At 69.9% G+C, this 25743-nt stretch carries 24 protein-coding genes; 12 read left to right on the top strand and 12 right to left on the bottom strand.

What is annotated here, in order from left to right; translation table 11 throughout:
- Positions 1 to 301: 301 nt before the first annotated feature.
- From VGV06_11315 to VGV06_11290, 6 genes are read left to right on the top strand one after another with little or no spacing between them, the layout of a single operon-like run.
- A complete protein-coding gene (locus VGV06_11315) occupies positions 302 to 1585 on the top strand; it encodes an ABC transporter substrate-binding protein (GenBank protein ID HEV2055746.1) in 1284 nt (427 codons plus the stop codon).
- A 42-nt stretch (positions 1586 to 1627) separates the two neighbouring features.
- On the top strand, positions 1628 to 2371 hold the full coding sequence (locus tag VGV06_11310) for an arylmalonate decarboxylase (GenBank protein ID HEV2055745.1): 744 nt from the start codon (positions 1628 to 1630) through the stop codon (positions 2369 to 2371).
- Positions 2372 to 2392: 21 nt separating this feature from the next.
- Entirely contained in the window at positions 2393 to 3259 is an 867-nt protein-coding gene (locus VGV06_11305) for a branched-chain amino acid ABC transporter permease (protein ID HEV2055744.1), read from the top strand.
- Complete coding sequence (locus tag VGV06_11300) at positions 3260 to 4225, top strand: branched-chain amino acid ABC transporter permease (protein HEV2055743.1); 966 nt, start codon at positions 3260 to 3262, stop codon at positions 4223 to 4225.
- Positions 4226 to 4257: 32 nt separating this feature from the next.
- Positions 4258 to 4965: an ABC transporter ATP-binding protein gene (locus tag VGV06_11295; protein HEV2055742.1), complete on the top strand. Its 708-nt coding sequence runs from the start codon at positions 4258 to 4260 to the stop codon at positions 4963 to 4965.
- Positions 4955 to 5689, top strand: coding sequence for an ABC transporter ATP-binding protein (locus VGV06_11290; GenBank protein HEV2055741.1), 735 nt, complete (start codon positions 4955 to 4957; stop codon positions 5687 to 5689). The genes VGV06_11295 and VGV06_11290 overlap by 11 nt, the downstream gene beginning before the upstream one ends.
- A gap of 51 nt (positions 5690 to 5740) precedes the next feature.
- On the opposite strand, the gene VGV06_11285 is transcribed toward VGV06_11290, so the two are convergent.
- A complete protein-coding gene (locus tag VGV06_11285; protein ID HEV2055740.1) occupies positions 5741 to 7147 on the bottom strand; it encodes a M4 family metallopeptidase in 1407 nt (468 codons plus the stop codon).
- Positions 7148 to 7280: 133 nt separating this feature from the next.
- Positions 7281 to 8534, bottom strand: coding sequence for an NAD(P)/FAD-dependent oxidoreductase (locus VGV06_11280; protein ID HEV2055739.1), 1254 nt, complete (start codon positions 8532 to 8534; stop codon positions 7281 to 7283).
- Between the two features lie 224 nt (positions 8535 to 8758).
- Here VGV06_11280 and VGV06_11275 point away from each other — a divergent pair, with 224 nt between their 5' ends.
- Together VGV06_11275 and VGV06_11270 are read left to right on the top strand one after the other, a co-directional pair.
- Complete coding sequence (locus VGV06_11275) at positions 8759 to 9565, top strand: tetratricopeptide repeat protein (protein HEV2055738.1); 807 nt, start codon at positions 8759 to 8761, stop codon at positions 9563 to 9565.
- Positions 9562 to 9993, top strand: a complete 432-nt coding sequence (locus VGV06_11270; GenBank protein HEV2055737.1) for a hypothetical protein — start codon at positions 9562 to 9564, stop codon at positions 9991 to 9993. The genes VGV06_11275 and VGV06_11270 overlap by 4 nt, the downstream gene beginning before the upstream one ends.
- Before the next feature lie 67 nt (positions 9994 to 10060).
- Here the strand turns inward: VGV06_11270 and VGV06_11265 are convergent, their stop codons facing one another.
- The 10 genes from VGV06_11265 to VGV06_11220 all read right to left on the bottom strand — a co-directional run bounded on the left by VGV06_11265 (position 10061) and on the right by VGV06_11220 (position 22628).
- The gene (locus tag VGV06_11265; protein ID HEV2055736.1) at positions 10061 to 10549 is read right to left on the bottom strand and encodes a roadblock/LC7 domain-containing protein; all 489 of its coding nucleotides are present in this window, start codon (positions 10547 to 10549) and stop codon (positions 10061 to 10063) included.
- On the bottom strand, positions 10536 to 11153 hold the full coding sequence (locus VGV06_11260) for a gliding-motility protein MglA (GenBank protein HEV2055735.1): 618 nt from the start codon (positions 11151 to 11153) through the stop codon (positions 10536 to 10538). The genes VGV06_11265 and VGV06_11260 overlap by 14 nt, the downstream gene beginning before the upstream one ends.
- A gap of 7 nt (positions 11154 to 11160) precedes the next feature.
- Complete coding sequence (locus tag VGV06_11255; protein HEV2055734.1) at positions 11161 to 13485, bottom strand: hypothetical protein; 2325 nt, start codon at positions 13483 to 13485, stop codon at positions 11161 to 11163.
- Entirely contained in the window at positions 13485 to 14264 is a 780-nt protein-coding gene (locus tag VGV06_11250) for a response regulator (GenBank protein ID HEV2055733.1), read from the bottom strand. Before VGV06_11250 ends, VGV06_11255 begins: the two co-directional genes overlap by 1 nt.
- A 158-nt stretch (positions 14265 to 14422) precedes the next feature.
- The gene (locus VGV06_11245) at positions 14423 to 15256 is read right to left on the bottom strand and encodes a DUF4388 domain-containing protein (protein HEV2055732.1); all 834 of its coding nucleotides are present in this window, start codon (positions 15254 to 15256) and stop codon (positions 14423 to 14425) included.
- The gene (locus tag VGV06_11240; protein ID HEV2055731.1) at positions 15253 to 18489 is read right to left on the bottom strand and encodes an Hpt domain-containing protein; all 3237 of its coding nucleotides are present in this window, start codon (positions 18487 to 18489) and stop codon (positions 15253 to 15255) included. The genes VGV06_11245 and VGV06_11240 overlap by 4 nt, the downstream gene beginning before the upstream one ends.
- Positions 18490 to 18529: 40 nt before the next feature.
- A complete protein-coding gene (locus VGV06_11235) occupies positions 18530 to 20350 on the bottom strand; it encodes a methyl-accepting chemotaxis protein (protein HEV2055730.1) in 1821 nt (606 codons plus the stop codon).
- A 17-nt stretch (positions 20351 to 20367) separates the two neighbouring features.
- Positions 20368 to 21741 (bottom strand): ABC transporter substrate-binding protein, encoded by a 1374-nt coding sequence (locus tag VGV06_11230; protein HEV2055729.1) that lies wholly within the window; start codon positions 21739 to 21741, stop codon positions 20368 to 20370.
- Between the two features lies 1 nt (position 21742).
- Positions 21743 to 22243, bottom strand: coding sequence for a chemotaxis protein CheW (locus tag VGV06_11225; GenBank protein ID HEV2055728.1), 501 nt, complete (start codon positions 22241 to 22243; stop codon positions 21743 to 21745).
- Positions 22244 to 22265: 22 nt separating this feature from the next.
- Positions 22266 to 22628, bottom strand: coding sequence for a response regulator (locus VGV06_11220; protein HEV2055727.1), 363 nt, complete (start codon positions 22626 to 22628; stop codon positions 22266 to 22268).
- A 203-nt stretch (positions 22629 to 22831) separates the two neighbouring features.
- Here VGV06_11220 and VGV06_11215 point away from each other — a divergent pair, with 203 nt between their 5' ends.
- The 4 genes from VGV06_11215 to VGV06_11200 all read left to right on the top strand — a co-directional run.
- The gene (locus tag VGV06_11215) at positions 22832 to 23497 is read left to right on the top strand and encodes a hypothetical protein (GenBank protein ID HEV2055726.1); all 666 of its coding nucleotides are present in this window, start codon (positions 22832 to 22834) and stop codon (positions 23495 to 23497) included.
- A 16-nt stretch (positions 23498 to 23513) separates the two neighbouring features.
- Entirely contained in the window at positions 23514 to 23840 is a 327-nt protein-coding gene (trxA, locus tag VGV06_11210) for a thioredoxin (GenBank protein ID HEV2055725.1), read from the top strand.
- Between the two features lie 10 nt (positions 23841 to 23850).
- The gene (trpE, locus tag VGV06_11205; GenBank protein HEV2055724.1) at positions 23851 to 25407 is read left to right on the top strand and encodes an anthranilate synthase component I; all 1557 of its coding nucleotides are present in this window, start codon (positions 23851 to 23853) and stop codon (positions 25405 to 25407) included.
- 135 nt (positions 25408 to 25542) lie between these two features.
- Positions 25543 to 25743, top strand: a 201-nt coding sequence (locus VGV06_11200; GenBank protein ID HEV2055723.1) for an anthranilate/aminodeoxychorismate synthase component II, incomplete at its 3' end; no start/stop codon positions are given.

The raw sequence follows: 25743 nt of genomic DNA, 5'->3' as shown, positions 1-25743 counted from the left end.
CCCTGCGGCTCCCGCACGACCAGCTGACCGCCGACAAGCTCGACGCGGTCGCCGGGCTGGAAGACAGCCCGATCCACGAGCCGCTCGTATTCCACCCGCGCCCAGCGCTTGGTCGGAATCGGCGTCACATCCATGTCGGTCAGACTAAGCCCCGCCGGCGCTCTCCGTCAATGTCCGCTCATGCATACAGTTCCGCTCCGGACAGCGCCCGCGGGCGCCGCGACTGTGCTACACTCCCGAGCCACTTGGACGGTCAGCGCCGACCTGTAAAATTCATCAAGCCGTAGAGGAGGACCCCGATATGCGACGTGTGATCGGACTGCTCTCTCTGGCGCTGGTGGCCGCGCTCGCGGCCGCGCCCGCATCCCACGCCCAGGCCCCGAAGGAGATCGTCATCGGCGTGATCTACCCGATGACGGGTAACTTGGCGCAGCTCGGCATCGACTCGGTCACGGCCATGAAAATGGCGGCCGACCTCTACAACGGCACGTCGGACCTCAACCTGCCGTCGATGAAGAAGACGACCGACGGCCTGCCGGGGCTGGGCGGCGCCAAGATCCGGCTCATTATCGTGGACCACCAGGGCAAGCCGGCTGTCGGCCAGTCCGAGGCCGAACGCCTGATCACCCAGGAGAAGGTCCACGCGATCATCGGCGCCGTGCATTCGAGCGTGACCGCGACGGTGAGCCAGGTCGCCGAGCGCTACGGGGTGCCCATCCTGAACGCCGAGTCCTCCTCGCCGACGCTGACCGAGCGCGGCTTCAAGTGGTTCTTCCGGACGTCGCCGCACGACGGCCACTTCTCCCTCGCGATGTTCGAGTTCATGAAGGAGTTCGAGAAAAAGAAGAACGTCAAGTTCAGGACGATCGGCATCATGCACGAGGACACGCTCTTCGGAGTGGACTCGGCCAAGGTCCAGGAGGAGCTGGCGAAGAAGTACGGCTATGAGGTCGTCGTGAAGATGGCCTACCGCGACAAGACCACGAGCCTCGACGCCGAGATCGGCAAGCTCAAGGCCGCCAACCCCGACGTCTTCCTGCCGACCTCCTACGCCACGGACGCGGTGCTCTACGTCAAGACGGCCAAGACCCTCGACTACATCCCCCGCATGCTGATCGCCCAGAACGCGGGCTGGGTCGATCCGGCCTTCGTCCAGGAGATGAAGAGCGAGATCGAGGGGCACATCACCCGCTCGCCCTTCGCCCTCGACCTCCAGGCGAGGAAGCCGCTCATCCGCCCGGTCAACGAGCTCTTCAAGAAGCAGAAGGACAACCCGGGCGGCCGCGACATCTCCGAGGCGCCGACCCGCGGGCTGACCGGCTTCACCGTGCTGGTGGACGCCATCAACCGGGCGAAGTCGACCAACCCGGAAGATATCCGCAAGGCGCTCGTCGCGACGAACGTCCCGCCCGACCAACTGGTCATGCCGTGGACCGGTGTCCGCTTCGACGAGAAGGGGCAAAACACCGGCATCCGCGCCATCCTCCAGCAGATGCAGAAGGGCGCCTACGCGACGATCTGGCCCTTCGATCTCGCCGCGGCCGACGTGATCTATCCCCTGCCCGGCTTCAAGGAGAAGAAGTAGGCCGGGTGCCCGTGGCTGACCTGCGCCAGCTCGAGCGCCTTCATGACTGACGTCGTCGGCTGGCGCGCCAAGTTCGGCGTCATCGTCCCCTCGACCAACACCGTGGTCGAGCACGACTACAACCGGATGGCGCCGCCGGGCGTGACCTTCCACACGGGGCGCATGTACATCGCGCACCCGGCGCTCGATTCGGACGCGGCCTTCGAGGCCCTCCTCGGCGAGATCCGCGGGTCGATCAGCGTCGCCATCCGCGACGTCATGACGTGCGAGCCCGACTATCTCGTCATGGGCATGTCGTCCGAGACCTTCTGGGGCGGCGTCGAGGGCAACGCGGCCTTCATCGAGCGCGTCCGCGCCCAGTCGGGCCTCGCGGTGTCCACGGGCGCCTCGGCCTGCCGCGCCGCCCTCGAGACGCTTGGTGTCCGGCGGATCGCCGCCTTCAGCCCGTACCAGCCCGTCGCCGACAAACAGGTCAGGGGATTCTTCGAGGAGGCCGGCTTCGACGTCGTCCGCTTCACCGGGCTCCGCTGCAAGACGGCCACGGCCATCGCCCAGGTGGGAGAGGACACGCTCCGGCAGGTGCTCCACGAGCTCGACGGGCCGGACGTGGACGCCATCGTCCAGGTCGGCACCAACCTCTCCATGGTGCGGCTGGCAGACGAGGCCGAGCGTTGGATGGGCAAGCCGGTCATCGCCATCAACGCGGCCACCTTCTGGCACGCGCTCCGTGCCTGCGGCATCCACGACCGCTTTCCCGGCTTTGGCTCCCTGCTGCGGGAGCACTAGTCCGTTGGAGTCCCACGAGCCGTGAGCGTCGAAACGCTGCTGCAGGGGCTCGTGGGCGGGCTCCTGATGGGCTTCGTCTACGCGCTCATCGCGGCGGGGCTGTCGCTCATCTTCGGCCTCATGGAGATCGTGAACTTCGCCCACGGCGAGTTCCTGATGCTCGCCATGTTCGCCACGTTCTGGTCCTGGGCGCTCTTGAAGCTCGACCCGCTGACCTCCCTGCCGCTCACGGTCGGGCTTCTGTTTCTCTTCGGGCTCGCCGTCTACCACGGCCTGATCCGCTGGATCCTTGGCGCGCCCATGCTGGCCCAGATCTTCGCCACCTTCGGCCTCGCCATCTTCCTGCGCGCCGCGGCGCAGGCGCTCTGGGGAGTGGAGTTCCGACTGGTGAAGAACCCGCTGGTGGACGGGCGGCTCGCGGTCGGCGGCCTGTTCATCGGGCTGCCTCAGCTTGCGGCCAGTCTTGGAGCGCTCGCGGCCTTCGGCTTTCTCCACTGGTTCATCACGCGGACGGAGACAGGGTTGGCACTCCAGGCGACGGCGCAGGATCGTCAGGCGGCCTCGCTGATGGGCATCGACACCCAGCGCATGTTCGCCCTTGGCTGGGGCATCGGCGCCGCCTGCGTGGGCGCGGCGGGGGCGCTCCTCGCCATGTTCTTCTACATCTTCCCCGACGTGGGCGCGAGCTTCGCGCTGCTGGCCTACGTCACGGTGGCGCTCGGCGGCTTCGGCAACGTGCCGGCGACCCTCGCCGCGGGCGTGGTGGTCGGCGTCGTCGAGGTGCTGGCGGGCCTCCTGATCGCGCCCGCCTTCAAGTACGCCGTCGTCTTCGCCCTCTACCTCGTGGTCGTCCTCTGGCGCCCGCAAGGGCTCTTCGGCCGGTACTAGATGACGCCGCGCGGGCTCCGCTGGGCCGGCGCCGCGGCCGCCCTCGCCGTCCTGGTCATCTTCCCCCAGGTCGTCACCAAACCCTTCCCGCGACACGTGATGATTACCATCTTCCTCTACGCCATGCTGGCCCAGGCCTGGAACCTGCTGGCGGGCTACTGCGGTCAGATCTCCCTCGGCCACGCGGTCTTCTTCGGGACGGGAGCGTATACGTCCACGCTCTTGGCGAAGCACGCTGGCCTCTCGCCGTGGGGCGGCATGCTGGCGGGCGCTGTCCTGGCTGTTCTACTCTCCCAGTGCATCGGCTACCCGGTCTTCAGGCTCCGCGGACACTACTTCGCGATCGCCACCATCGCGGTCGGCGAGATCATCGGCACGCTCATGATCAACTGGGACTGGGCCGGTGGCGCGCGCGGGCTCTTCGTCCCCATCAAGCGCCCCGACTCGTGGATCAACTTCCAGTTCCACGAGAGCAAGCAGAACTACTACTACATTTCGCTCGCGCTGCTCCTCTTGGCGCTGTGGGTCACGCGTCGGGTGGAGCGCTCGCGCCTCGGCTACTACCTGCGCGCCATACGCGAGGACCAGGACGCCGCCGCGAGTCTGGGCATCCCCGTCGCCGCCTACAAGCAGCGGGCCATGGCGCTCTCCGCGGGGCTGACGGCGCTCGGCGGATCCTTCTACGCGCAGTACATCTTCTTCATCGACCCCGATTCGGTGTTCCCGACCGCGCTGAGCATCCTGATCTGCCTCGTCGCCGTGCTGGGGGGCGTCGGCACGCTCTGGGGCCCGCTCGTGGGCGCCGCCATCCTGATCCCGCTGGGCGAGTGGACGCGCATCTCCTTCGGGGGCACCGGCAAGGCCGTGGATCTCCTCGTGTACGGCGCGCTCATCATGCTGGTCTCAGTGATCCAGCCGGGCGGCATCATGGCCCTCGCTCAACGCGGGCGCCGGCGGACCGGCTGATGGACCGACCCGGAGAGGGGGTTTTGTTGGACGTGCGCGGCGTCACGAAGCGATTCGGCGGCCTCGTCGCCAACAACGACATTTCCTTCCGCGTCGGCGCGGGAGAGCTGGTCGGGATCATCGGCCCCAACGGCGCCGGCAAGTCCACGCTCTTCGACCTCCTCACAGGTTTCCAGCCGGCGGACGCGGGCGAGGTCCTGCTGGACGGTCGGCCCATCACACGGCTCCGCCCCGACCAGATCAGCCGGCTCGGCGTCGCCCGCACCTTCCAGAAGCTCAAGCCCTTCACCCAGATGACCGTGCTCGAGAACGTCATGGTCGGCGCCTTCCAGAAGACAACCGATCCGGCGCGCGCCCGCCTGGAGGCGCTCGAAGCGCTCGAAAAGGTTGGGCTCGCCGACAAGGCGGAGGCGCACGCGCGCGTGCTCTCCACCGGCCAGCGCAAGCGCCTCGAGCTGGCCCGCGCGCTCGCGACCCAGCCGCGCCTCCTGCTCCTCGACGAGGTGACGGGCGGCGTGGACCTCCGGAGCATCCCGGGACTCGTCGCGCTCGTTCGCGAATTGAACGCCGCGGGCACGGCGCTGGTCGTCATCGAGCACAACATGGGCGTGATCATGGACGTCTCGCGGCGTATCGTGGCGCTCCACCTGGGCGAGGTCATCGCCGACGGGCCGCCCGCCGCCGTCGGGCGCGATCCGCGCGTGGTCGAGGCCTACCTGGGACAAGCCTATGTCCGCTGATGGGGCGGGCGGCACGGAGCTCGAGGCCCGCGGCCTCGACGTCCTGTACGGCGACTACCAGATACTCTGGGACGTCTCCTTCAGCGCCGCCCGGGGCGAGGTCGTGGCGATCCTCGGGCCGAACGGCTCGGGCAAGTCCACGCTCATGAACACGCTCTCAGGGCTCGTGCGGGCCCGCTCGGGCGAGATCCGCCTCGGAGACCGGCGCATCGACGGCCTGCCGCCGCATAAGATCGTGGGGCTCGGCCTCGCCCACGTGCTGGAGCGCCGCCGGCTCTTCCCGTACCTGACCGTGCGCCAGAACCTCCTGCTGGGCGCCTATCACCCGCGAGCCAAGGCGCGCCGCGAGGAAACGCTGGCCGACGTCGAGGCCCTCTTCCCGCACCTGAGAGAGCGGCACAGCCAAATCGCGGGGACGCTCTCGGGCGGCGAGCAGCAGATGGTCGCCATCGGCCGCGGACTCATGGCGCGCCCCGCGCTCCTCATGGTGGACGAGCCCTTCCTGGGGCTGGCGCCGCGCGTGATCGAGCAGATCGCGGAAGTCTTGACCGCGATCAACCGCGAGCGCGGCATCACGGTCGTCTTCATCGAGCAGAACGTAGAGCTCGCCCTCCGCATGGCCCACCGCGGCTACATCCTCGAATCGGGGCGCGCCATCCTCGATGGTCCCTCGGCCGACCTCCTGGCCTCCTCCGAGGTGAAGCGCATCTTCCTGGGCCACTAGCGCTGCCGCCTCCGTCCCGGCGACGGCGGTCCGGGAGGACTCGCCTTGGATCTACGCCACGGGTCCTATCCCGCGGCCCTGGAAGATCGTCCGCAGCCGCGCCACGTGCCGGCGGCGAAACAGATTCCGGTCCGCATCGAGTACGGCGCGCGCGCCACGCGCGAAGGTGGTGAAGCCGTCCAGCTGGAAGTGGCTGTCGATGATGATGCGGTCGGCGACGTCGCGCCCGACCGCGGTCAAGATATCCCACAGCGTCGCCGACCAGATCCTGCCGTTGTCATGCTCGTCGGCGTCTAGGCCATGATCGAAGCTCTCGAAGGTGAGGGGTAGGTCGACGCGGCGCAGGTACGGCGGCCGCTGGTCCGTGTCGGCGATCGAGTCCCAGCTCATGAGCAGTGGCCGTAGGGCCGCGGGCTTCATGGCGGCGAAGAAGCTGGCTGCCAAGTAGTCGCCGAATCCCTCGCCCATGGCGGCAGCCTGCGTTGACTGCCCGAAGTCCGAACAAATCGCGTCCTGCAGCGCATGGCCGAACTCGTGGAGGATGATCTCGGCGTCCTCGGCATCATCGACGCCGCCCGTCCCGAAGGTCAGCGACTTGAGCCCGGGGCTGAACCACGAATTGTCCTCGCGTGTGCCACTGGCGTTTACCGGAAAGGGCGCTCTGAAGATCGCGCGCTGCCCGCGATACCCGAGGGACTCGAGGTACCGGATGCCGCGGTTGACGTGAAAATACGCCATGACCTCGAGAAAGCCCGGTTCGACCGAGTCGAACAGGAACCGGTGGTCCGCCCGGCGCACTCGGTTGGGCGTGGGGGAGGTGGTGACACGCCATCCATCAAGCCGGTCACCGCTGCCCAAGCCTTCGAGCGCCACCTTCGTGTACGCCCTGTCCGGCGGGCGGCGCGGCCGGCCCGTGGGTGAGAGCAGCGTCTTCCAATCGCCAAGTGCGACGACGGGATTGGGATCGAAGACGCGCGCCACGCCTCGGGCGCTCGCGAGGTTGTCGTACTTGCTGAGCACGCCGCCGGTTGCGGCGTTGACGTAGACGATCCACTCCTCGCGCGGCACCTCGCGATGCACCCGGACGCGGTACGCGGGACGGATCGTGTCCTCGACGGGAAACCAGCGCTTGTCCGCGCCCACAACTTTGACTCCCCGCCGCCCTCCCCCGACGGCCCGCCGGGCGCGGCTCCGGGCACGGCGGGCGCTCAGCTTGAAGCGGCCCCGCTCTTCGAGATATGCCCGTGGCACGGCGCGGTTCTTGACCAGGTAGATGCGGCCGTCGCGCCCAATGTGCACGGTCACGTACGCCCGAAAGATTGGAATGCGGCGGTGCCGCTGCTGCAGGATCACGTGCGTGGCCCCGAGGCTGTGAACGACACGCTGGACGCTCAGGTGCGAGTGGATTCCTGCCAGGCCGAGCAGTGGGGCATTGGAGCGCAAGAACGCTCGCGTCACACGCTGTGGGGATCCCCTTCCAGCACGCATGTGAAACCCCCAGACCTCTTTCGGAGTGCCGTACTGCTCTCCGGGAATCGTCTTGTACGATCTCAGGCGTAACGTCGGCACGGTGTCCTCCTGTTCCCCGGCTTCATTCCCCTTCTGTCCCGTCCTTTCCGCGCGTGATCAGCCGGATGGGGCGATCGTAGAAGACGTAGTTCCACGCCCACGAGATCAGCACCACCAGGCGGTTCCGGTAACCGATGATGAAGTAGAGGTGCACGAAGAGCCACACGAACCAGCCGATGGGCCCCTTGAACGAGAGCGGGCCCACCTGGGCGACCGCGGCGTGGCGGCCGATCGTGGCCATGATGCCCTTGTTGTGATAGCGGAACGGCCGTAGCGGCTGCTTCCTCTCGAGCCGGACGATCGCATCGGCGACGTAGCGCCCCTCCTGCATCGCCTGCGGCGACATCATCGCGAGCTCCCTGCCATCCTGGGTGGCGCCCGCCACGTCCCCGATCGCGAAGGCTCCAGGGCAATCCGGGATCCGGAGGCACGAGTCCACCGCGATCCGCTGAGACCGGGTGCGCCGGACGTCGAGCGCCGTGTCGAGCTCGGAGGGCTTGACGCCCGCCGCCCACACGAGGGTCTGCGCGGCGAGAGTCTCGCCGCTCGAGAGTGTGATCCGCCCGTCCGTCACGTCGAGCAGCCGGGCGCCGAGCCGGATTTCGACGCCGAGCCGCTCGAGCCGCTTGCACGCGTCCTTGGAGAGGGCCGGGAGAAAGGCCGGCAGCACGCGATCGAGCGCCTCGAGCAGGATGACGCGCACGGCGCGGAGATCGAGCTCTGCGTAGTCCCGGACCAGCACGCGGTGGATCAGCTCGGAGAGCGCGCCGGCGTACTCCACGCCCGTCGGCCCGCCGCCCACCACCACGAACGTGAGCCACGCTCGCACGGCCGCCTGGTCCGTCTCGCGGGTCGCGCCTTCGAAGGCGCGGATGACGTGGGTCCGGAGCGCTACCGCCTCGGGGAGATCCTTGAGACCGTGCGCCGCCCGCTCGACGGAGCGCATCCCGAAAAAGTTGGTGGCGCTCCCCGTCGCCATCACCAGGTAGTCGTACGGAAGCCGGTCGCCGTCGGCCGTCTCCACGACCTTCGCGTCGAAAACCACGCCGGTCACCTGGGCCACGCGAAAGCGAACGTTGGGTGAGCCGCGAAAGACGGTCCGCACCGGGTAGGCGATGTCGCTCGGGTTGAGCAGGGAGCTGGCGACCTGGTAGAGCAGCGGCGTGAACAGATGGTAGTTGTTGCGATCGATCAGCAGCACGTCGACCGGCTTGCCGGAGAGGCGCTGCGCGCACTGCAGGCCGGCGAACCCGGCGCCGACGATGACGATCTTCATTGCGCCGATCCTGCCAAATCTTCAAAGGCAGGTCAATGCGGGCCCTCGGAGCGGTTGGGCGGCCGCGGCCCCGCCTGAGCGCGACCCTCCCCCCGGCCACCTCGGGGGATGCTCCGTGGGGTACGAGCCCCTCCGCCCCTCTGTGCTATGCTTGCCGTCAAGTTTCAGGGTGGGCGGCCGGGCCCCTGGGCGACGGCTTCACGAGCGAGGGGGAGTCAAACCACGTGGGCTTGCTGAGGCTCCTGTCGCGCTCCTGGGACGCGATCACCAGCTTCACGCGTCCGCCCAATGCCGCCACGCTCTTCCGGCGCGCCGATCTCTACCGACAGGAAGGGCGCTTCGAAGAGGCCGCCGAACTGGTCGCCCACGGGCTGCGCTTGGCGCCGAACAGCGGTGTCGGCCACCTCCTCTCGGCCTACCTCCACCTGGCCTTCCGCCAGATCGGCCCGGCCAAGAGCGAGTTCCAGGCCGTCCTGGCCCTCGACGCGTATCATCCGCGGGCGCTCCTGGGACTCGCCAAGATCGCGCTCGAAGAGCGTGACCTCGCCGCGTGCCGCCCCTTCCTCGACAAGGCGCTTCAGTACTACCCGGACTTCCCCGAGGCCAAAGCGCTGCAGGACATGGTGTCGAGCTGGACGATGACGCCGGCGGCCCCGGGCCAGCGTCCGGTCTACGCGGGCCCGCCGATCCAGGTGGAGAAGCTCAAGCCGCCGGCGGGCGGGCGAGAGTTCGTGCTGACGCAGGCCGACGGCACGCTCGTCTTCTCCCAGCAGGGCGACAAGGACGCCGAGGATCTGGCCGGCCACGTCACGCAGGTCTACCGGATCGCTTCGGCGACGCTCCAGCGGGCGGGGCTCGGCGCGTTGAGGCGCGGCATCGTCCAGGCCGCCACCGAGACCACGTTCTTCCGGAGCAATGACCGCCTGATCCTCGCGCTCAGCTTCCCGCAGGACGTCAAGGTCGGCTTCGGGCTGCTCGAGACCGACAAGCTCTGGACCAACTCGCTGCGTGAGCTGGGAGTCCGCGCGTGAGCGCCGAGCCCGCGACCCCACGGCCCGCGTCCGCGCGGGCGCGCGAGTTCCGGCGCATCCTCGCCGAGATGCTCAAGATTGACCGCGTCCGCGGCGGGCTCGTGGTGGCCGCCGACGGCCTCGTCATCACGTCGAGCCTGCCCCGCACCGTCGCCGTCGAGCCGCTGGCGGCGCTGACGGCCACGCTCGGGCGCGAGCTCGAGGTCGGCGCCGACCGGCTGAAGCGGACCCCCTTCCACACGGCGCTCTTCTCGGCGGACGACGGGACGGTGTTCCTCGGCTCGAGTCCGGTCGGCTTCGTGGTCGTGCTGGGGGATCGCGAGGTCAACGTGGGCTTAGTGCAGTGGGCGCTCAGGAAGGCGCTGGCCACGCTCGAAGGCGCCTGGGGGCCGCAGAGCCAGATCCCGGCCAGCCCCGAGGATATCTAGCACCGGCGCCTGTCGCCGCACCCGTGGCCGCTCGTGCGGCCGCGGGGCCCTTCCCGTGGCACTCCCGTCAGGGCTTCTGCGGCTCGCCGAAGGTGGTCCGCGATTCCTCCGCCGTCAGCGGCGTCGACAGATCGCCCATGCTCCTGGGCTTGGCGCGCGACTCGATCAGGATCTGCCCGATAGCTGTCGCCGCCTCTTTCGCGAAGAGGCGCACCATGCCCACCGTCGTCCGCTCGCCGAAGATCGCCAGCAGGATCGCCTGGTCGTCGACGGTGGAGACGTGCATGCTCTCCTTGTTGCCCTGGTGGAAGAGCACGGTGAACTCCGTCTCGCCCAGCAGCTGGGCCAGGGCGCCCGTCGAGCTGAAGGCGCCGGCCGCCAGGGCCGAGATGGACACGGTGTCGAGCGCGCGGTTGGCGCCGGTCGCCGCCAGGAGCTGGCCGCTCCGGTCGATGAGCAGGGCCTCGGTGGCGCCTGTCTCACCGAGGAACGTCGTCAGGACCGCGTTGATCTTCTCCGCGTCGCCTTCGTGGATGACCACGTCATGCAGTCTCACGGTGCGCCCCCTTTTCTTGACCGAACTCGCCCACCAGGACCATGCGGGAGACGGTGTTGAGGGTGTCGAAAACCCCGTCGCCATTGACGGCCACAGCCTCGAAGGACGGAACCCGCCGGGCCCGCCGGTTGAGGAGAAACTCCATGTAGTCGAGCGGCGCGATGTTCTCGAGGTCGCGCTTGTTGTACTGAATCACGTAGGGCATCTCGTCCAGGCTGGTATTGTACTCGCGCAGGTTCTCCTCGAGGTTGCGGAAGCTCTCGACGTTCTCGCGCAGCCGGTCCCACTGCGAGTCGGCCACGAAGACCATCCCGTCCGCGCCCCGCAGCACCAGCTTGCGCGTCATGTTGTAGTAGACCTGCCCGGGCACGGTGTAGAGCTGGAACTTGGCCGTGAAGCCCCGCACGGTCAGCGCGGAGACGGGCAGGAAGTCGAAGAAGAGCGTCCGGTCGTCGCCGGCCGTGAGCGAGATCATGCTGCCCTTGCTGCCGTCCGGCAGGCTCTTGTGGATGTGCTGGAGGTTGGCAGTCTTCCCGGCCACTCCCGGGCCGTAGTAGACCAGCTTGAAGTTGATGACCTTCTGCGCGTAGTTGATGATCGCCATGGTGTCCTCAGGCCGCGCCGAGCCGCGCCGCCGCCCGCTCGACTTGCAGGCGCGCGAGCCCCGGTCGGCCCGTCTCGGCGCCCCCCACGACGAGGACCGGCGCGGGACCCGCGGCAGACGGCAGCCGGCGGATCTCGAAGCGCTCTCTCCCCGAGCGGAGGACGGCCGAGTGGAAGGATCCGAGGGGTCCCGCCTGGGAACCCTGCGCCATGGCCTGCGCAAGCTCCCAGGCGAACGGCGCCAGCTCGGCTGCCGACGCGCCCGGCGGGACGAAACAGTGTATGAGAACGCCGCTCGTGGGCTCGCGGTACGACTGAGCCGTCAGAGGCCCGAAGGCTTGGAGGTCCTCCGCGGCGGCGGCGGCGGCGGCGGGCGGCGGCGCGGCGTCGAACCTCGCCGTCATGGGAACTGCCTGGGGAACGGTCTGGGGGACGGTCTGCCGACTCTCAGCCGATGAGGGAGGCTCATGAGCGGCCGCCGCGCGCCGCGCGAGTATCTCGAGACGGGCCAGCGGGCCGCCCGGGCGCAAGCCCACGGCGAGCGCCGTGCCCGTGTTCCATCCGGATCCGACAGGCGTGAGCACGAGCGTGCCTCCGACTCCGCGCAGGGTCGCCTGCTCGACGGGCCGCGGCGCCCGGCGCGCGATGACGGGGCTCAGGCGGCCGGCCGCGGCGACCACCGCGCTCCCTGCCAGACCGGCCGAGGAGACGCTGATGATCGCGAAGTCGCCGACCTGGACTTCGTCGAAAACCGCGGTCTCCCACGGAGCCATGAGGACGGCGAGCTTCTCGGCATTCCCCTGCGGCTCGGCGACGTAGCGCGTCTCGATGGCCGGAGCCTGGTCAGGCGCCTCGGCTGCCACCGGCACTGGCTCCGGCTCGGGCGACCGCTCGAGCTCCGGCACGGCGGGCGGGGGAGCGGGGGGAGCCGGGAGCGTCACGCTCGCCGGCTCGGCAACGGCCGGTACAGGCGGCGCTTCCCACCCCAGTGGCTTGAACGGCGCGGGGAAGCTCTCGATCCCCGGCACCTCCACCGACCCTCGCCCGATCGATGCCGCAAACACGTCCGGCGGCAGCTGCCGCACGATCTCGTCCAGCGGCAGCAGCAGCCGCCCGTTCACAATCCGCTCCTTCACCTCCGCCGGCGCCACCGCGAACACCGCCGCCGGAAACTGCTCCGCCACCACCTCCCACGCCACCTGCACCACGCCCTCGCCCAGCTGCGGCACGACCACGTCCTGCGGCACCACCAGCGTCTCCGCCTCCCGCAGCTGCGCCCCTACCTGCCCCAGCGGCACCCGAAACGCCCCCGGCGGCAGCTGTCCCACCACCCGGTCGAACGGAATCCGGACTACCAAGCCCGACACCGTTGGCGCCTCCGACGTCGCCGGCGCGTCAGCCGCGACCGCCGCCGTAAACGACGGCTCAGGCGCGACCAACTCGTCCGGCGCATCGAGGGTTTCTTCGCCCACGGGCGCGGCGGCCGGTTCGCCGAAGAGCTCGGAGAGCGCCTGCCTGAAATCCAGAACGTTGGCGGGGGGCAGATCATCGCCCCCGGCGGCAGGCGCGTCGGCTTCAGCCGTGTCAGGAGCGGCGCCATTGACTCCCGACAGCGGGACCGCGTGCACGGCGGGCTCATCCGGGACGACCACGGGAAGGACTGCCACCGCGGGCGGAAGCACTGCCACCGCGGGCGGAGGCTCTACCAGCGCGGGGGCTGCGACGGCCATCGCGGGCCGCGCGCTCACGGCCTGCGCGACCGCGGCGGACGCAGCGGACTCGTGCTCGGCTCCGGCCGAGACCCGCGCCCAGGCCTGGCGGTCATTGGACGGAATGATCTCGGGAGCCTGCCGCGGCTGCTTCGTCGCCCCCGCCCGGGGCGGAGTCGCGCCCGCCTGGGGACGAGGGGCCGCTGCCCGCGGAGCGAGCGCCCCGAGGAACGGCAAGGTCATGACCAGCGAGCCGACCATGGCAAGGACAAGGGCCGGAGGAAAGCCCCACAGCGCCGGCGCCAGCGCCTGCTCGAAGGAGATGAAGCCGACCCTCGCGTAGAGCCACGCCGTCGTGAGAGCGATGCCCACGTGCAGGACGACCAAGGTGAAGAATCCGGCTAACCAGCCGCCTATCCGCATGCGCGGGACGCAGAGCGGCAGCACCAGCCCGTAGACGAGGGCGGGCGCCGCCACGGCCGCCCACCACGGCAGCTGCGGCTTCACGGCGGGATTCACCACGTAGAGCGCCGTCGACGAGGCGAGCGCGAGGCCGAACACGGCGATGGCGGCGAGCCACGCCCAGGGCTTCTTGAGGTTGGAGATGCCGACGGATGTCGCCATCAGATGGACCGGAGCAGCTCCGGCAGGGCCCTCTTGACGTAGTAGCGGACCTTGCCGAGCGCGGTCGGGTCGCGCAGCACGACCGCGAGGATGGCCGAGGGCCCGGCGCTGTGCAGCAGGACCATGCCGGCCTCGTAATCGAGGATCATGCTCGAGAGCGCACCCTGTCCCATCTCGCGCCCGATGCCCTCCGACGACTCGGCCAGGCACGCGGCGAGGGCGCCGGCCACCTCGGCGTCGACCCCGAACTCACCGGCGGTCTCGATGAGGAAACCCTCGCGGTCCACGAGGGCCGCCAGCCGCACGCCGGGCATGGTCGCCAGCTGCAGCAGGATCGCCTTGAGGTCGGGTAGGGCAACCATCGCGTCGGCGACGGACGCCGGCAGGCCGGCCGGCGCCGCTGCGCTCCGAGAGCGGGCGGCCAGGAGCTCGTCCACTTTGCGCGCGAGGTCGTCGGCCGTGAACGGCTTCCGCAGGACGTCGCTGGAGCGGACCTGCGCCGCCCGCTCGAGGACGGCGCTGTTGACGATACCGGAGATGAGGAGCACAGGCGTTTCAGAGAGCGCCGGGTGCGTGCGCACGAACTCGCAGATGCGGTAGCCGTCCACGTCGGGCATGACGACGTCGCAGACGACCATGTCGGGCATGGCGCTGCTGATGCGCTCCATGGCCTCGGCGCCCGACGAGGCGGAGAGCACCTCGAACCCCTTCATCTCGAGCGCGCGCTCGATCATCTTGCGCACGGAGAGGCTGTCGTCCACGACCAGCACGCGGGGCATGGGCTATTGGGCCTCTCGCGAGTTTCGCCTACACCGAGAGGGTAGTCCCAAGGTGCCGGCCCACATGACGAGCCGACCGAGAACGTGGCTGTTCGAGACGAGCGGCCCCGCCGCGCGGCGAGGGCTGAGTAGATCTGGCGAAGTCAGTTGGGTCGGCACTATGGTCTCGGCGGGGGGGGCGGCACGCCGGCGGCCGCGCGGCCCTCGTCGATCTCGGAGGCGATGCTGAGGAGCAGCTGGTCCACGCTCTTCTGGATCGTGCGCGGCCCCGAACCGGCAGGCAGCTCGGCCGCGGGCTTGAAGCGGAACGTGCCCTCGGGGTCAGACTGGGCGGCGGAAACCATGGCCGCGAAGGCGCTCTCTCCGGTGCGCGAGGCGAACTCGGCGTGGACGACGCGCCCGGAGTCGAAGAGCAAGGAGCCTTCGCCCGCCGTCAGCTGCAGCGAGAGCCGGCCCGTCTTGCCACCGAGGGCGATGGCCTGGGTCACCTCGGTCAGGTCGAGCACGCCGAACGAGCCCTCGAAAGTCCGCGTCCCGGCCTCCGCGCGGGGAACCGTCACCCGCGGCGGAAGCGGCGGCGGTGGCGGCAGCCCAGGCTCCGACTGAGGCACGACGTGGCGCAGGAGCTTCGAGATCCGGTCGAGCACGGTGGAGACGACGAAGTCGCCGGCCACCAGCATGTCCACCCCGGCCTGGGCGACGGCCCACGGCGTCGGGCGCGTGGGCCCGGACAGCAAGAGGAACGGAATGTCGTGGGTCGTCGGGTCGCTCCGGATGATGGAGCAGAACTCGACGCCGTCCATGTCCTCGGTCCGGTTGCCGCTCACGATGAGGTCCGGGCGGTCGCGCTCGAGCGTCGTGAGCGCGAAGGAGGCGCTCGTCGCCGAGGTGACCTGGTAGGCCGCCGTCGTGAGCGCCGCCTTGAGGGCCTGGAGCTTCGTCGGGTCGGCATCCACGATGAGGACCTTGGCGGTGGGCCTGGCGTCGCTCACGGCCTGGCCTCCGTGGGTTCGTGCCCGGCGCTCCGCGCCGTCAGCGACACGATGAGGCGGACGAAGGCGCCCTCGTCCACGGGCTTCGTGACGTAGTGCGCGATGCCGAGGCGCCGGGCCAGGTTGACGTGCTTGGCGCCGGCGCGCGTGGTCAGCACCACGACGGGCAGCGCCCGTGTCGAGGCGCGCGCCCGCAGATCCTCGATCAGCTCGTAGCCGCTGATGCGCGGCATCTCGAGGTCGGTGACGACCGCGTCCACCACCGTGGCGCCGAGCCGCCGCAGCGCCTCGGCCCCGTCGCTGGCCGTGATAACCTCGAACCCAGCCTTCTCGAGCATCTGGCCCACGAACTTCCGGATGCTGATCGAGTCGTCCACGAGGAGAATGCGCCGCGCCGGGGCCTCAGCGCGCCCGTGCCCTGCCCCGCGCCCACGCGCGTCGGCCGTGGCCCGGCCCGCCTGCCGCGAGGCCTCAGCCCCCTCCGCCAATCGTGACGGGTCCACCAGCAGGATGACCCGCCCGGCGCCGGAGATCGTCGCGCCCGCGAACGGCCCGACGCGCTCGAGGAGCCCGCCGAGGCTCTTGATGACGACGTCCTCTTTGCCGACGAGCTCGTCCACAGCGACAGCGAGCGGGCGCACGCCCGAGCGGAAGACGAGGACGGGCTGCCGCGCCGGGGGGCGGCCGGCGGGCAGCGCGAGGACTCGGTCGAGGCGGATCAGCTCCACCGCCTCCTCCTCGACCACGACGCGCTCGCGGTCTCCCGCCTGCTCGATCTCCGCGGGGCGCACCTGCACGATGCTGCGGATGGCGTTCATCGGCACCGCGAAGGTCTCGCCGCCCGACCGGACCAGGAGCGCGTCGGAGATGACGACCGTCAGAGGCAGCTTGATCGTGATGCGCGTACCCGCGCCGGGCTCGGACTGGAGATCAATCTCGCCATGGAGCCGGCTGACGTTGGTGCGGACCACGTCCATGCCGACGCCCCGCCCCGAGGTGGCGGTCACCTCGCCGGCCGTGCTGAACCCGGGCAGGAAGACCAGCGTGAGCGCCTCGCGGTCGCCGAGCGCGCGAGCCGCCTCGGGCGACAGGAAGCCCTGGCGCACGGCCCGCTCGCGCAGGAGGACGGGATCCATCCCCCGCCCGTCGTCGGCGACCTGGACTTGGACGAAGCTGCCCTGGTGGAAGGCCGAGAGCGACACCGTCGCGCGCGTGGGCTTTCCTGCCGCGCGCCGCTCCTCGTCGGTCTCGATGCCGTGGTCGATGGCGTTGCGCACGAGGTGAAGCAGCGGGTCCGCGATCTGCTCGATGACGGCGTTGTCCACCTCGACGGCCTCGCCGGAGAGCTGGAGCGCGACGCTCTTGCCGGCCGCGCGCGCGGCCTCGCGGGCCGGCCGGGTGAAGCGCGCGAAGAGCCGCCCGATCGGCACCATGCGGGCGCGCGTCACCTGGGAGCGCAGGCTGGCCGTCAGGCGCTGGACGTGGGCCGTGTCCTCCCCGACGCTGCGGATGAGCCCCGTCAGCTGGGCCTGGATCTCCGAGACGTCGGCCGAGATCTCGTCCACGCTCCGGGCGAAGATGTTGAAGTCGTCGTACCGGTCGAACTCGAGCTCAGCGAAGAGCTTGGACAGCGGCTCGGTGACGCCGGCTTCGTCGGCCGCCTGCCGGCCCTCACCGCCCGCCTCGCCGCCCGCGGCCGCGCTTGCCGGCGGCAGCTGGGTGTAGCGGTGCTTCTCCTCGAAGTCACGCACCGTCTGCGTCATCCTCCCACGGCTGAAGGCCAAGAGCTCGTTGACGCGCTCGATCTGGGCGAAGCGCTGGTCGAGACGGCTTCGCGCGATGACAAGCTCGCCGACCAGGTTCATCAGCGAATCGAGCCGGTCGAGGTTGACGCGGATGCTGGGCCGTCCCTCTTGGGACTCGCGCCCGCGCCGGTCTCCGGCCACGGGCGCCGGGACCGCGGGCGGCGGCGGCACGAAGCGCGGGCGCGGGGGCGCGGGCGCGACGTGAGCGATCCCCGCGGGCTCGGCCGCCATCAGCTCTTCCTCCATCTCTACCCCATGGACTGGCAGCTCTGCCCCATGGACGGGCTTGGCCTCGAGCGGGGCCGGAGCGGGCCGCAGGGCGTCGAGGGTGTCGAGCGTGCGCTGGACGACGGCGCGCACGCTCGGCGAGATCACCGACGCGCTGCCGAGGAGCAGCCGGAGCGCATCCACACCACCGAAAACCGCCTCGATAACGGCAGGCGAAAGGGAGAGCCGCCCGTCGCGCACACCTTCGAGGAGATCCTCGATGCGGTGGGCGACGTCACCCACGGGCGCGCAGCCGACCGTGTACGCCGCGCCCTTGAGCGTGTGGACGGCGCGGAAGAGGCTCGCGACCTCGTCCTGCGCGGGCTCGGCTCGCTGCTCCAGCGCCAGGAGCGAGCGCGTCATCACCTCGAGGTGCTCTGCGGCCTCGGGAGCGAAGTACGGCACGGACTCGGCGTGCTCCGCGAAGAAGCGCTCGAGCTCGCGCAGCAGCCCGTCCGCCACGGCTTCCTCGAGAGGGACTGCTGGCGCCTCGGGCGCCTCGGGCACCGCGGGGGCCGCCGCCGGAGAAAGAGCCGCCGCCGGAGAAAGAGCCGAAGGACCGGAAGAAGCCGCACGGCCGCCTTGCGGCGCGTGCTCGGTCACCACCATGGGTTCATCGGGGGGTTCATCGGAGGGATCATCGGGGGGTTCATCGCGTGACGGCGCTGGGGGTGGTGACGGAGACGCAGGAAGAGGATCGAGCCTCGCGGCGGGCCCGGGCTCGGTGAGGCGGACGCGCGCCGGCACGGGCTCGAGGGCAGCCGGAGGCGCGAACAGCTCCGGATGGCGAGCACGGAGACGGACGACAGCGTCCACGTCCTCCCGCCCGTCGTCGCCGATCGTCTCGAGCATACGCTTGACCGTGGCGACCACCTCGGCCAGCACCTCGACTCGGCGCGGCCTCTCGCCGTCAGGCGCGGCGGGCAGCTCCTCGATTATCTCCTCCATTACCAGCGCCACGGCGGAGACCACCGGGTAGCCGTGAAGCGCGGCCGCGCCCTTGAGGCGGTGGGCGACGACCATGAGGGGATCGAGGACCCCCGAGGAGACCGGCTCGCCGGCCGCCAGACGACGGATCCCGTCCTCGACGGCGGCCAAGGTGTCCCAGGCCTCCATCAGGAAGATGCTGAGGATGAACTCGCTGTCCTCGTCTTTAATCATCCTGGCTGGATAAACGCAAGATCCGGGCCATTCGCGGGCCCTAGGCGGCCAGCTTGAACCGCGCCAGGCTGGCGGTGAGCTCCTCGGCAAGCCGGGCGAGCTCGTCCACGGTGCGGCGGGCCTCGAGCACACCCCGCTCCGTCTGGGCCGCCACGGCCTGGATGGACTGCATGGCCTGGGCAACGCTCTCCGCCCCGCGGACCTGCTGCTGCGTCGCCTGGGAGATGTCCTGGGCCAGCTCGGCCGAGCGGTGGGAGACGTCGGCGATGACCTTGAGGCTCTCGCCCGCCTGCACCGTCATCCGGTAGCCGGACTCGACCTCCTGCGTACCCTGTTCCATGACCACGATGGCTTCCTGCGTGTCGTTCTGGACGTTCTTGATCAGGACCGCAATGTCCTTGGTCGCCTTGGCCGAGCGCTCCGCAAGCTTGCGCACCTCGTCCGCGACCACGGCGAAGCGCAGCCCCGCCTCGCCCGCGCCCGCGGCCTCGATGGCCGCGTTGAGCGCGACCAGGTTGGTCTGCGAGGCGATGTCCTCGATGGTGTTCACGATCTCGGAGATCTCGAGCGAGCGGTCGCCGAGGCTCTTGATCTTCTTCGAGATGGACTGCACCTCGCCGCGGATCCGCTGCATGCCCTGCAGGCTATCGCGCACGGCGATGTCGCCCTTCTGCGCGGCGTCGAGCGCCTCGCGCGCCGCCTGCGCCGACGCGCGCGCGCTCTCGGCCACCTGGCGGACGGACTGCGTCAGCGCCTCGACGGACGCCGCGACCTGGCCCGCTTCCCGCGCCTGGGCCTGGGCACCTTGGGCCATGCGCCCGGTCGAGTCGGTCATCTGGTTGGCCCTGACCGAGACCTGCATGGCCGCCACGCGCACGTCGGCAATGATGGCGCCGATCTCGGCGACCATGAGGTTGATGGCGTCGACCACGTTGCCGAGCACGTCGGAGGTGACGTCGCCGCGCTTGGTCAGGTCGCCCCGGGAGATCTCCATGGCGGTGTCGAGGAACTGGATGATGCTCTCCTGCAGCTCCCCGCGGCGTCGGCGCTCGTCGTCGCGCTCCGTCTCGGTCTGGACCTGCGAGCGGAGGCGCACGACGGCCTGGTTGAACGTCTGCGCCAGCTCACCGATCTCGTCCCGCGAGGTGACCGGGACGGTCTCGCTGAGGTCGCCTCGGCCCACCCGCTGGGCCGCCGCCACGAGCAGCGTGATGGGGCGCGTGATGCGCCGCGCGAGCAACACGCCGCCGAGCAGAGCCAGGGCGGCCACGCCGCCGAAGAGCAGCAGCAGCTGACGTCCGGAGGCGGCCGCGGCCTTGTTGATGATGGACCGGTCCATGCCGACCCGCACGGTCCCGAGCTTGCCGGCGGCCATGGGCACGCCGATGTCGATGATCTCGCGCGTGATCTTCCGGGCCGGATCCTGGTACTCGATGTTCCGCTCCTGGCGGGGGGCGTCGCCCGGCACGATGTTCTTGTCCACGATGTCGGCGGGCACCGAGGGCGAGAAGGTGTGGGCGATGAACCTCATCTGCGGGTCGTACACCATGACGTAGGCGACGCCGCGGATTCTCGCGAACTCGTCCACGAGCGATTGGACGGACGACGCGTCGCGCGTCGAGATCAGGTCCACGCCGGATGAGGCCAGGCTCGAGGCGATGGCCTCGCCCTTGGACGTGAACTCCTCGGTCATGCTGGTCCTGAGGGAGCGCGCGGAGACGTACCACGTGACGGCGGCCAGCGGTACCAGCGCCGCCACGAGGAAGAGGACGATCTTGCCGAGGAGGCCCAGCCCGAGCCGCCGGCGCTCGGGCGACAGCGTAGCCTGCTCCGCTTCCTGCGCTTCCACTCGCCGTCTCATTGGGATCTCCTGTGGTCTCACGCCCGAACGGCTGCGGTCCAATCGGTCACGGGCACCCAGCGCCCGCCTTCGACGTGGGTAAAGTACACGCTGTCCAGCCCCTGGTGGCGCTCGGCGCTGAAGGTGAGCGGCGCGCCGATGCCGAGGTCGAGGCTGTGCAAGGACTCGAGGGCCTGCCGGAGGCTCGCGCGCGTCGGGTTGGCTCCGGCACGGCGCAGCCCCTCCGCGACCACCTTGGCGTTGATGAAGCCCTCGAGGCTGATGAAGCTGTACCGCTGCGGCGCGTACGTCTTGTCCCGGAGCGCCTCCGGCAAGACCGGATTGTGCTTGTCCATGAGCGCCCGGTACTCGGCCACGCCCGGCAGGCTGGCATCGTCGTAGCTCGGCATCACCTGCGAGTTGACGAGCGCGCGCGTGTAGTCGCGGCCCGCCGCCTTACCCTGCTTGAGGAGCAGCGCCAGCATCGCGTCGGAGCCGACGAAGGAGACGTTCGAGATGGGCACGGTCCAGCCCACGTCACGCGCGGCGCGGACGAAGGCGCCGCAGCCCTGATAGGCCCCCGTGCACAGGACGACGTCGCAGCCCGCCTGGCGGAGCACGGAGACCGCCGGGCCCATGTCCTCTTCGAACTTCGCGCCGCGGACGTACGTCGCCTCGGCGACGACCCTGAATCCCCGCTGCGCCAGCGCGCGTTCCACGCCGTCGGTGCCGCTGCGGCCGTACGCGTCGATCTGGTAGTAGACGCCGAACTTGCGCGCGCCGAGCGCCCAGAAACGCTCGACGAGGGCCGCCATCTCCTGGCGATAGGAGGCGCGGACGTTGAAGACGAAGGCGACGTAGGGCGGCTCGCGCTGCGGCTGGGCGCCCGTGAAGTTGCCGATCAGGATCACGTCGCCGTAGCGCTTGATGATGGGCAGGGCCCGCGTCAGCGTCGGCGTGCCGACGTAGTTGGAGAGAAAGAAAACCGGGTCCTGCTCCATGAGCTGAATCGTGTTTCGGACGCACGGGTCCGGCTGGTAGTCGTCGTCCAGCGCGATGACCGCGAGCTGGCGCCCGTTGACCCCGCCGCGGGCGTTCAGCTCGGTGTAGTACGCGGCAGCGCCTCGCCAGAGCTCGGCGCCGAGGCCCGCCTGGGCGCCCTTGAACGCGGCGGACATCCCGATCTTGACGTCACGGGCGCTCACGCCAGGGGCGCTGGCGGTCGGCGGCTCGGGCGGCCCTGCAGCCGGCCGAGCGCCCGGCCGCGGAGCCGGGGCGACCTGCGCCCATACGCTGCCACCGGGACCGAGCACGCATCCACCCGTCACGATGCCGCCCGCGGCGATGCTGCCCGCGGCGATCCTGCCCGCGGCGATCCTGGAGGTCAGGCCAAGAAAGCGCCGCCTGTCCATGTCAGCCCGCCTCCCCAGCCGCTTCGATTAGGACCGCTTGAGTTGGGCCGCCCAGCGCCGCCAGAATGCGCCGCACGTCGAGCAGCGTGACCACACCGCCCTCGCGCTCGAGACGGCCCGCGCTGAAGTCCGAATCGCGGACCTCGTCACCGTTCCCGGCCGGCGCCAGTCCCCCGATCGGCTCGAGCCCCTCCACCTCGTCGATCAGGATCGCCGCCTGGTCGCCGTCACACTCCACGACGAGCGCCCGTGTCTCTCGGGTCGCGCGCGCCGGCTCGAGCCCCAGGAAGGGACGGATGTCCACGAGCGGCATGACGGAGCCCCGGAGGTTGACGACGCCGAGCAGGTGTGACGGCGCGAGCGGGACCATCGTGTGCTCGTCGAAGACGACGACTTCTCGCGCGTATCGCACTTCGACGGCGAAGCGGCTGCCCGCCAGCTTGACCAGGCACGCCCGCGCCTGCCGGGCTTCCGAATGCGATTCGGCGGGCAGCGTGGTCATCGTCCGGAGGCCGCGTGCGCGCTCACTTGACGAACTGCCGGACGACGGTGACGAGCTGCTCGGCGGTGAAGGGCTTGCCCAGGTACTCGTCGGCCCCCTGCCGCTTGCCCCAGACGCGGTCGCTCTCCTGGTTCTTCGAGCTGACAAGGACGACGGGCGTGCGCTTGGTGCGCTCGTCGCGCTTCAGGCTGCGGAGGATCTCGTAGCCGTTGCGGTTGGGCATGACGATGTCGAGCAGAAGCACGTCCGGCTTCTCCTGAACCATCCGCTCCTCGAGCTGCTCGCCGTCCGGGAAGCAGACGACCTCGAGACCGGCGGATTTGAGGATGCCTTCCATCAGCTTGAGCTCCGAATAGGCGTCGTCCACCACCATGACCTTGGCCATCGAGTCGAGCGCCCTCCTTCAGGGGTTTCCGGCACCGCCCATGATGGGCTCGGGAAGGGTCCCAGCCGCCCTCATTATGCGCCGCAACCTACCGTAACCTTGGGCCTTTCAGAATGGCGTCTGGACGCCGGAAGTGTCAAGGGAAACCCGCCTGCCCGCCTTGCGATGCCGTGGGGGGTATGTTAGCGTGGCTCTGCATTTTTATGGATCTGCCAGCCGCCGTCCTCGAGCCCAGCCGAGCCCTCGCCTTCCGCTTGGTGGTCGCTCTGGGCATCCTCCTCGTTGGGTGGTTGACGGCTAAGTTCTCGAAAGGATTGGTGTTCCGCTTCTTGCTGACGGTTCGTTTCGACATCGCTTCCGAGAAGGCCGGTATCGACGACGTCCTGGTCCGAGCCGACATCAGGCAGAGCCCGGCCGAGCTGCTTGCCGTGCTCGTCTACTGGCTGGTGCTGCTCGCCACCCTGGTCGCCGCCGTGAGCATTCTCGGCCTGACCCAGGTCTCGGAGGTCCTGACGCGGTGCCTGGTCTATGTCCCGAAGGTCATCGCCGCGGTGGTGGTGCTCATCCTCGGGCTCTTCCTCGCGAGCTTCCTGGCCGGGGTCGTCCGCGCGACCGCAGCTAACGCCGGGATGGCCGAGAGCGACGCGCTGGCCGCGCTCGTCCGCTACGCCGTCGTGGCGTTCACCGCGGCCGTGACGCTCGAGGAGCTCGGCATCGCGCCGGAGCTGGTCCGCTCGGCCTTCGTCATCCTCTTCGGCGCTGTGGCGCTGGCGTTGGCGTTGGCCTTCGGGCTCGGGTGCAAGGACCTGGCACGGGAGTGGATGGTTCGATTACTCGACAGCGCGCGGGCGCGCCGAAAGTCCCACTAAAGGAGACGCGTATCGTATGGCTGAGACGACACTGCATTTGACGGAGTCGAGCTTCGACGCCGAGATCGGCAAGCACAAGGAAGTCCTCATGGTGGACTTCTGGGCGGAGTGGTGCCAGCCCTGCCGCGCCATCGCGCCGGCGCTCGAGGAGCTGGCCCAAGAATCCAAGGGCTCGGTGAGCCTCGCGAAGGTCAACGTGGACGATAACCCGCAGCTTGCCGCGCGGTTCGGCATCCGCTCGATCCCGACCATCCTGTTCATGAAGGACGGCCAGGTGATGGACCAGGTCATCGGCGCGGTGCCCAAGTCCCAGATGAAGAAGAAGCTGGACGCCCTCGCGTAGCCCTGCCGCCATGACCACGGTGGGGCACGCGCTGCCCCCGCTCTCTCCGTCGCGCGAGGAGTTCCACCGGCTGGCCGCCGGCGGCAACCTCGTGCCGGTCTATGCCGAGGTGGCGGCCGACCTCGACACGCCGCTGTCGGCCTTCCTGCGCCTGCGGCCCGGGCCGTATGCCTTCCTACTGGAATCGGTCGAGGGCGGCGAGAAGTGGGCGCGCTATTCCTTCTTAGGCTCGGAGCCCTCCATGGTCTTCACCGCGAGGGGGCGTCGGCTCACGGTGCGCCACGCCGACGGCCGCGTGGAGACGCTCCAGGCACGGAACCCCTTCGAGGCGCTGCGGGCGCTCCTCGCGCGCTTCAAGCCCGTCGTCGTGCCGGGGCTGCCGCGCTTCCAGGGCGGCGCCGTGGGCTTCCTCTCCTACGACATGGTCCGCCACGTCGAGAAGCTGCCCCGCCGGGCCAAGGACGACCTCAAGCTGCCGGATGCCGTGTTCATGTTCACGGACAGCCTGCTGGTGTTCGACAACCTCCGACACCGCCTGCTGGTCATCGGCAACGCGCATATCACGAGCCAGGATCCGGCCTCGCTCGACCGCGCCTATGATCAGGCGGTCGACAGGATCAAGGCGCTCCTGGCCAAGCTCGCGCGCCCCGCGCGGCCGCCGGCGCCGCTGACCTTCCCGGCCGTCGAGCCGCTCGTCGCCATGGGCGAGGAGGGTTTCACCTCGACCATGGACGAGGCGACGTACATGGAGCGCGTGCGCCAGGCCAAGGAGTACATCGCCTCAGGCGACGCGTACCAGATCGTGGTCTCGCGGCGGCTGGACACGGAGCTCCAGGCGGATCCCTTCACCGTCTACCGGGCGCTGCGCACCATCAACCCGTCGCCGTATCTCTTCTTCCTCCGGCTGGGCAAGACGAGCATCGTCGGCTCCTCGCCCGAGGTGCTCGTGCGCCTCGAAGACGACCGCGTCGAGGAGCGGCCCATCGCGGGCACGCACCCGCGGGGCCGGACGGAGGCGGAGGACGACAAGCTCGCGGCCGAGATGCAGTCCGACCCCAAGGAGCGCGCCGAGCACGTGATGCTCGTGGACCTCGGCCGCAACGACCTCGGGCGGGTGTCCAGGATCGGCTCGGTCGAGGTGACGGAGTTCATGGTGGTCGAGCGCTACTCGCACGTCATGCACCTCGTCAGCCACGTCCGCGGCCGGCTCGAGCCGGGGCGCGACGCCTTCCACGTGCTCGAGGCCTGCTTCCCGGCGGGGACGCTGACGGGGGCGCCGAAGATCCGGGCCATGGAGATCATCGAAGAGCTCGAGCCCACCCGTCGCGGACCGTACGGCGGCGCCGTCGGGTACGTCTCGTACTCGGGCAACCTCGACTCCTGCATCACCATCCGCACCGTGGTCTGCCACGGCGGCCGCGCCTCGATCCAGGTGGGCGCGGGCATCGTGGCCGACTCGGACCCCAAGACGGAGTGGCTCGAGACCTGCTCCAAGTCGCGCGGCATGCTGCTGGCGCTCCGCGTCTCCCAAGAAACCGGCGGGTCAAGAGAAGGCAAAGCACGGTGATCATACGAAGGCGGGTGGGGGGGCCCGGGGCGCAGGGCGAGCCGAGGAACTTCGGCGGGCTGGGCCCCGCCAGTTCCGAGGCAAGCGAAAACCAAGGAGCGGCAGCCGGCGCTCCCCCCCGGATCCGGTAGAACCATGATTCTCGTTCTCGACAACTACGACTCGTTCACCTACAACCTGGTCCAGTACCTGGGCGAGCTGGGCGCCACGATGCGCGTGGCGCGCAACGACAAGATCACGGTCGAGGAGATCGAGCGCCTGGAGCCCGAGGGCATCGTGATCTCGCCGGGTCCCGGCAACCCGGACGGCGCCGGCATCTCGCTGGCGCTCATCCGC

The sequence above is a fragment of the Candidatus Methylomirabilota bacterium genome (genome assembly GCA_035936835.1).
Lineage (GTDB): Bacteria > Methylomirabilota > Methylomirabilia > Rokubacteriales > CSP1-6 > AR37.
Note: the sequence above shows the minus strand (reverse complement) of the source record. Positions and strands in the feature narration are given on the sequence as shown.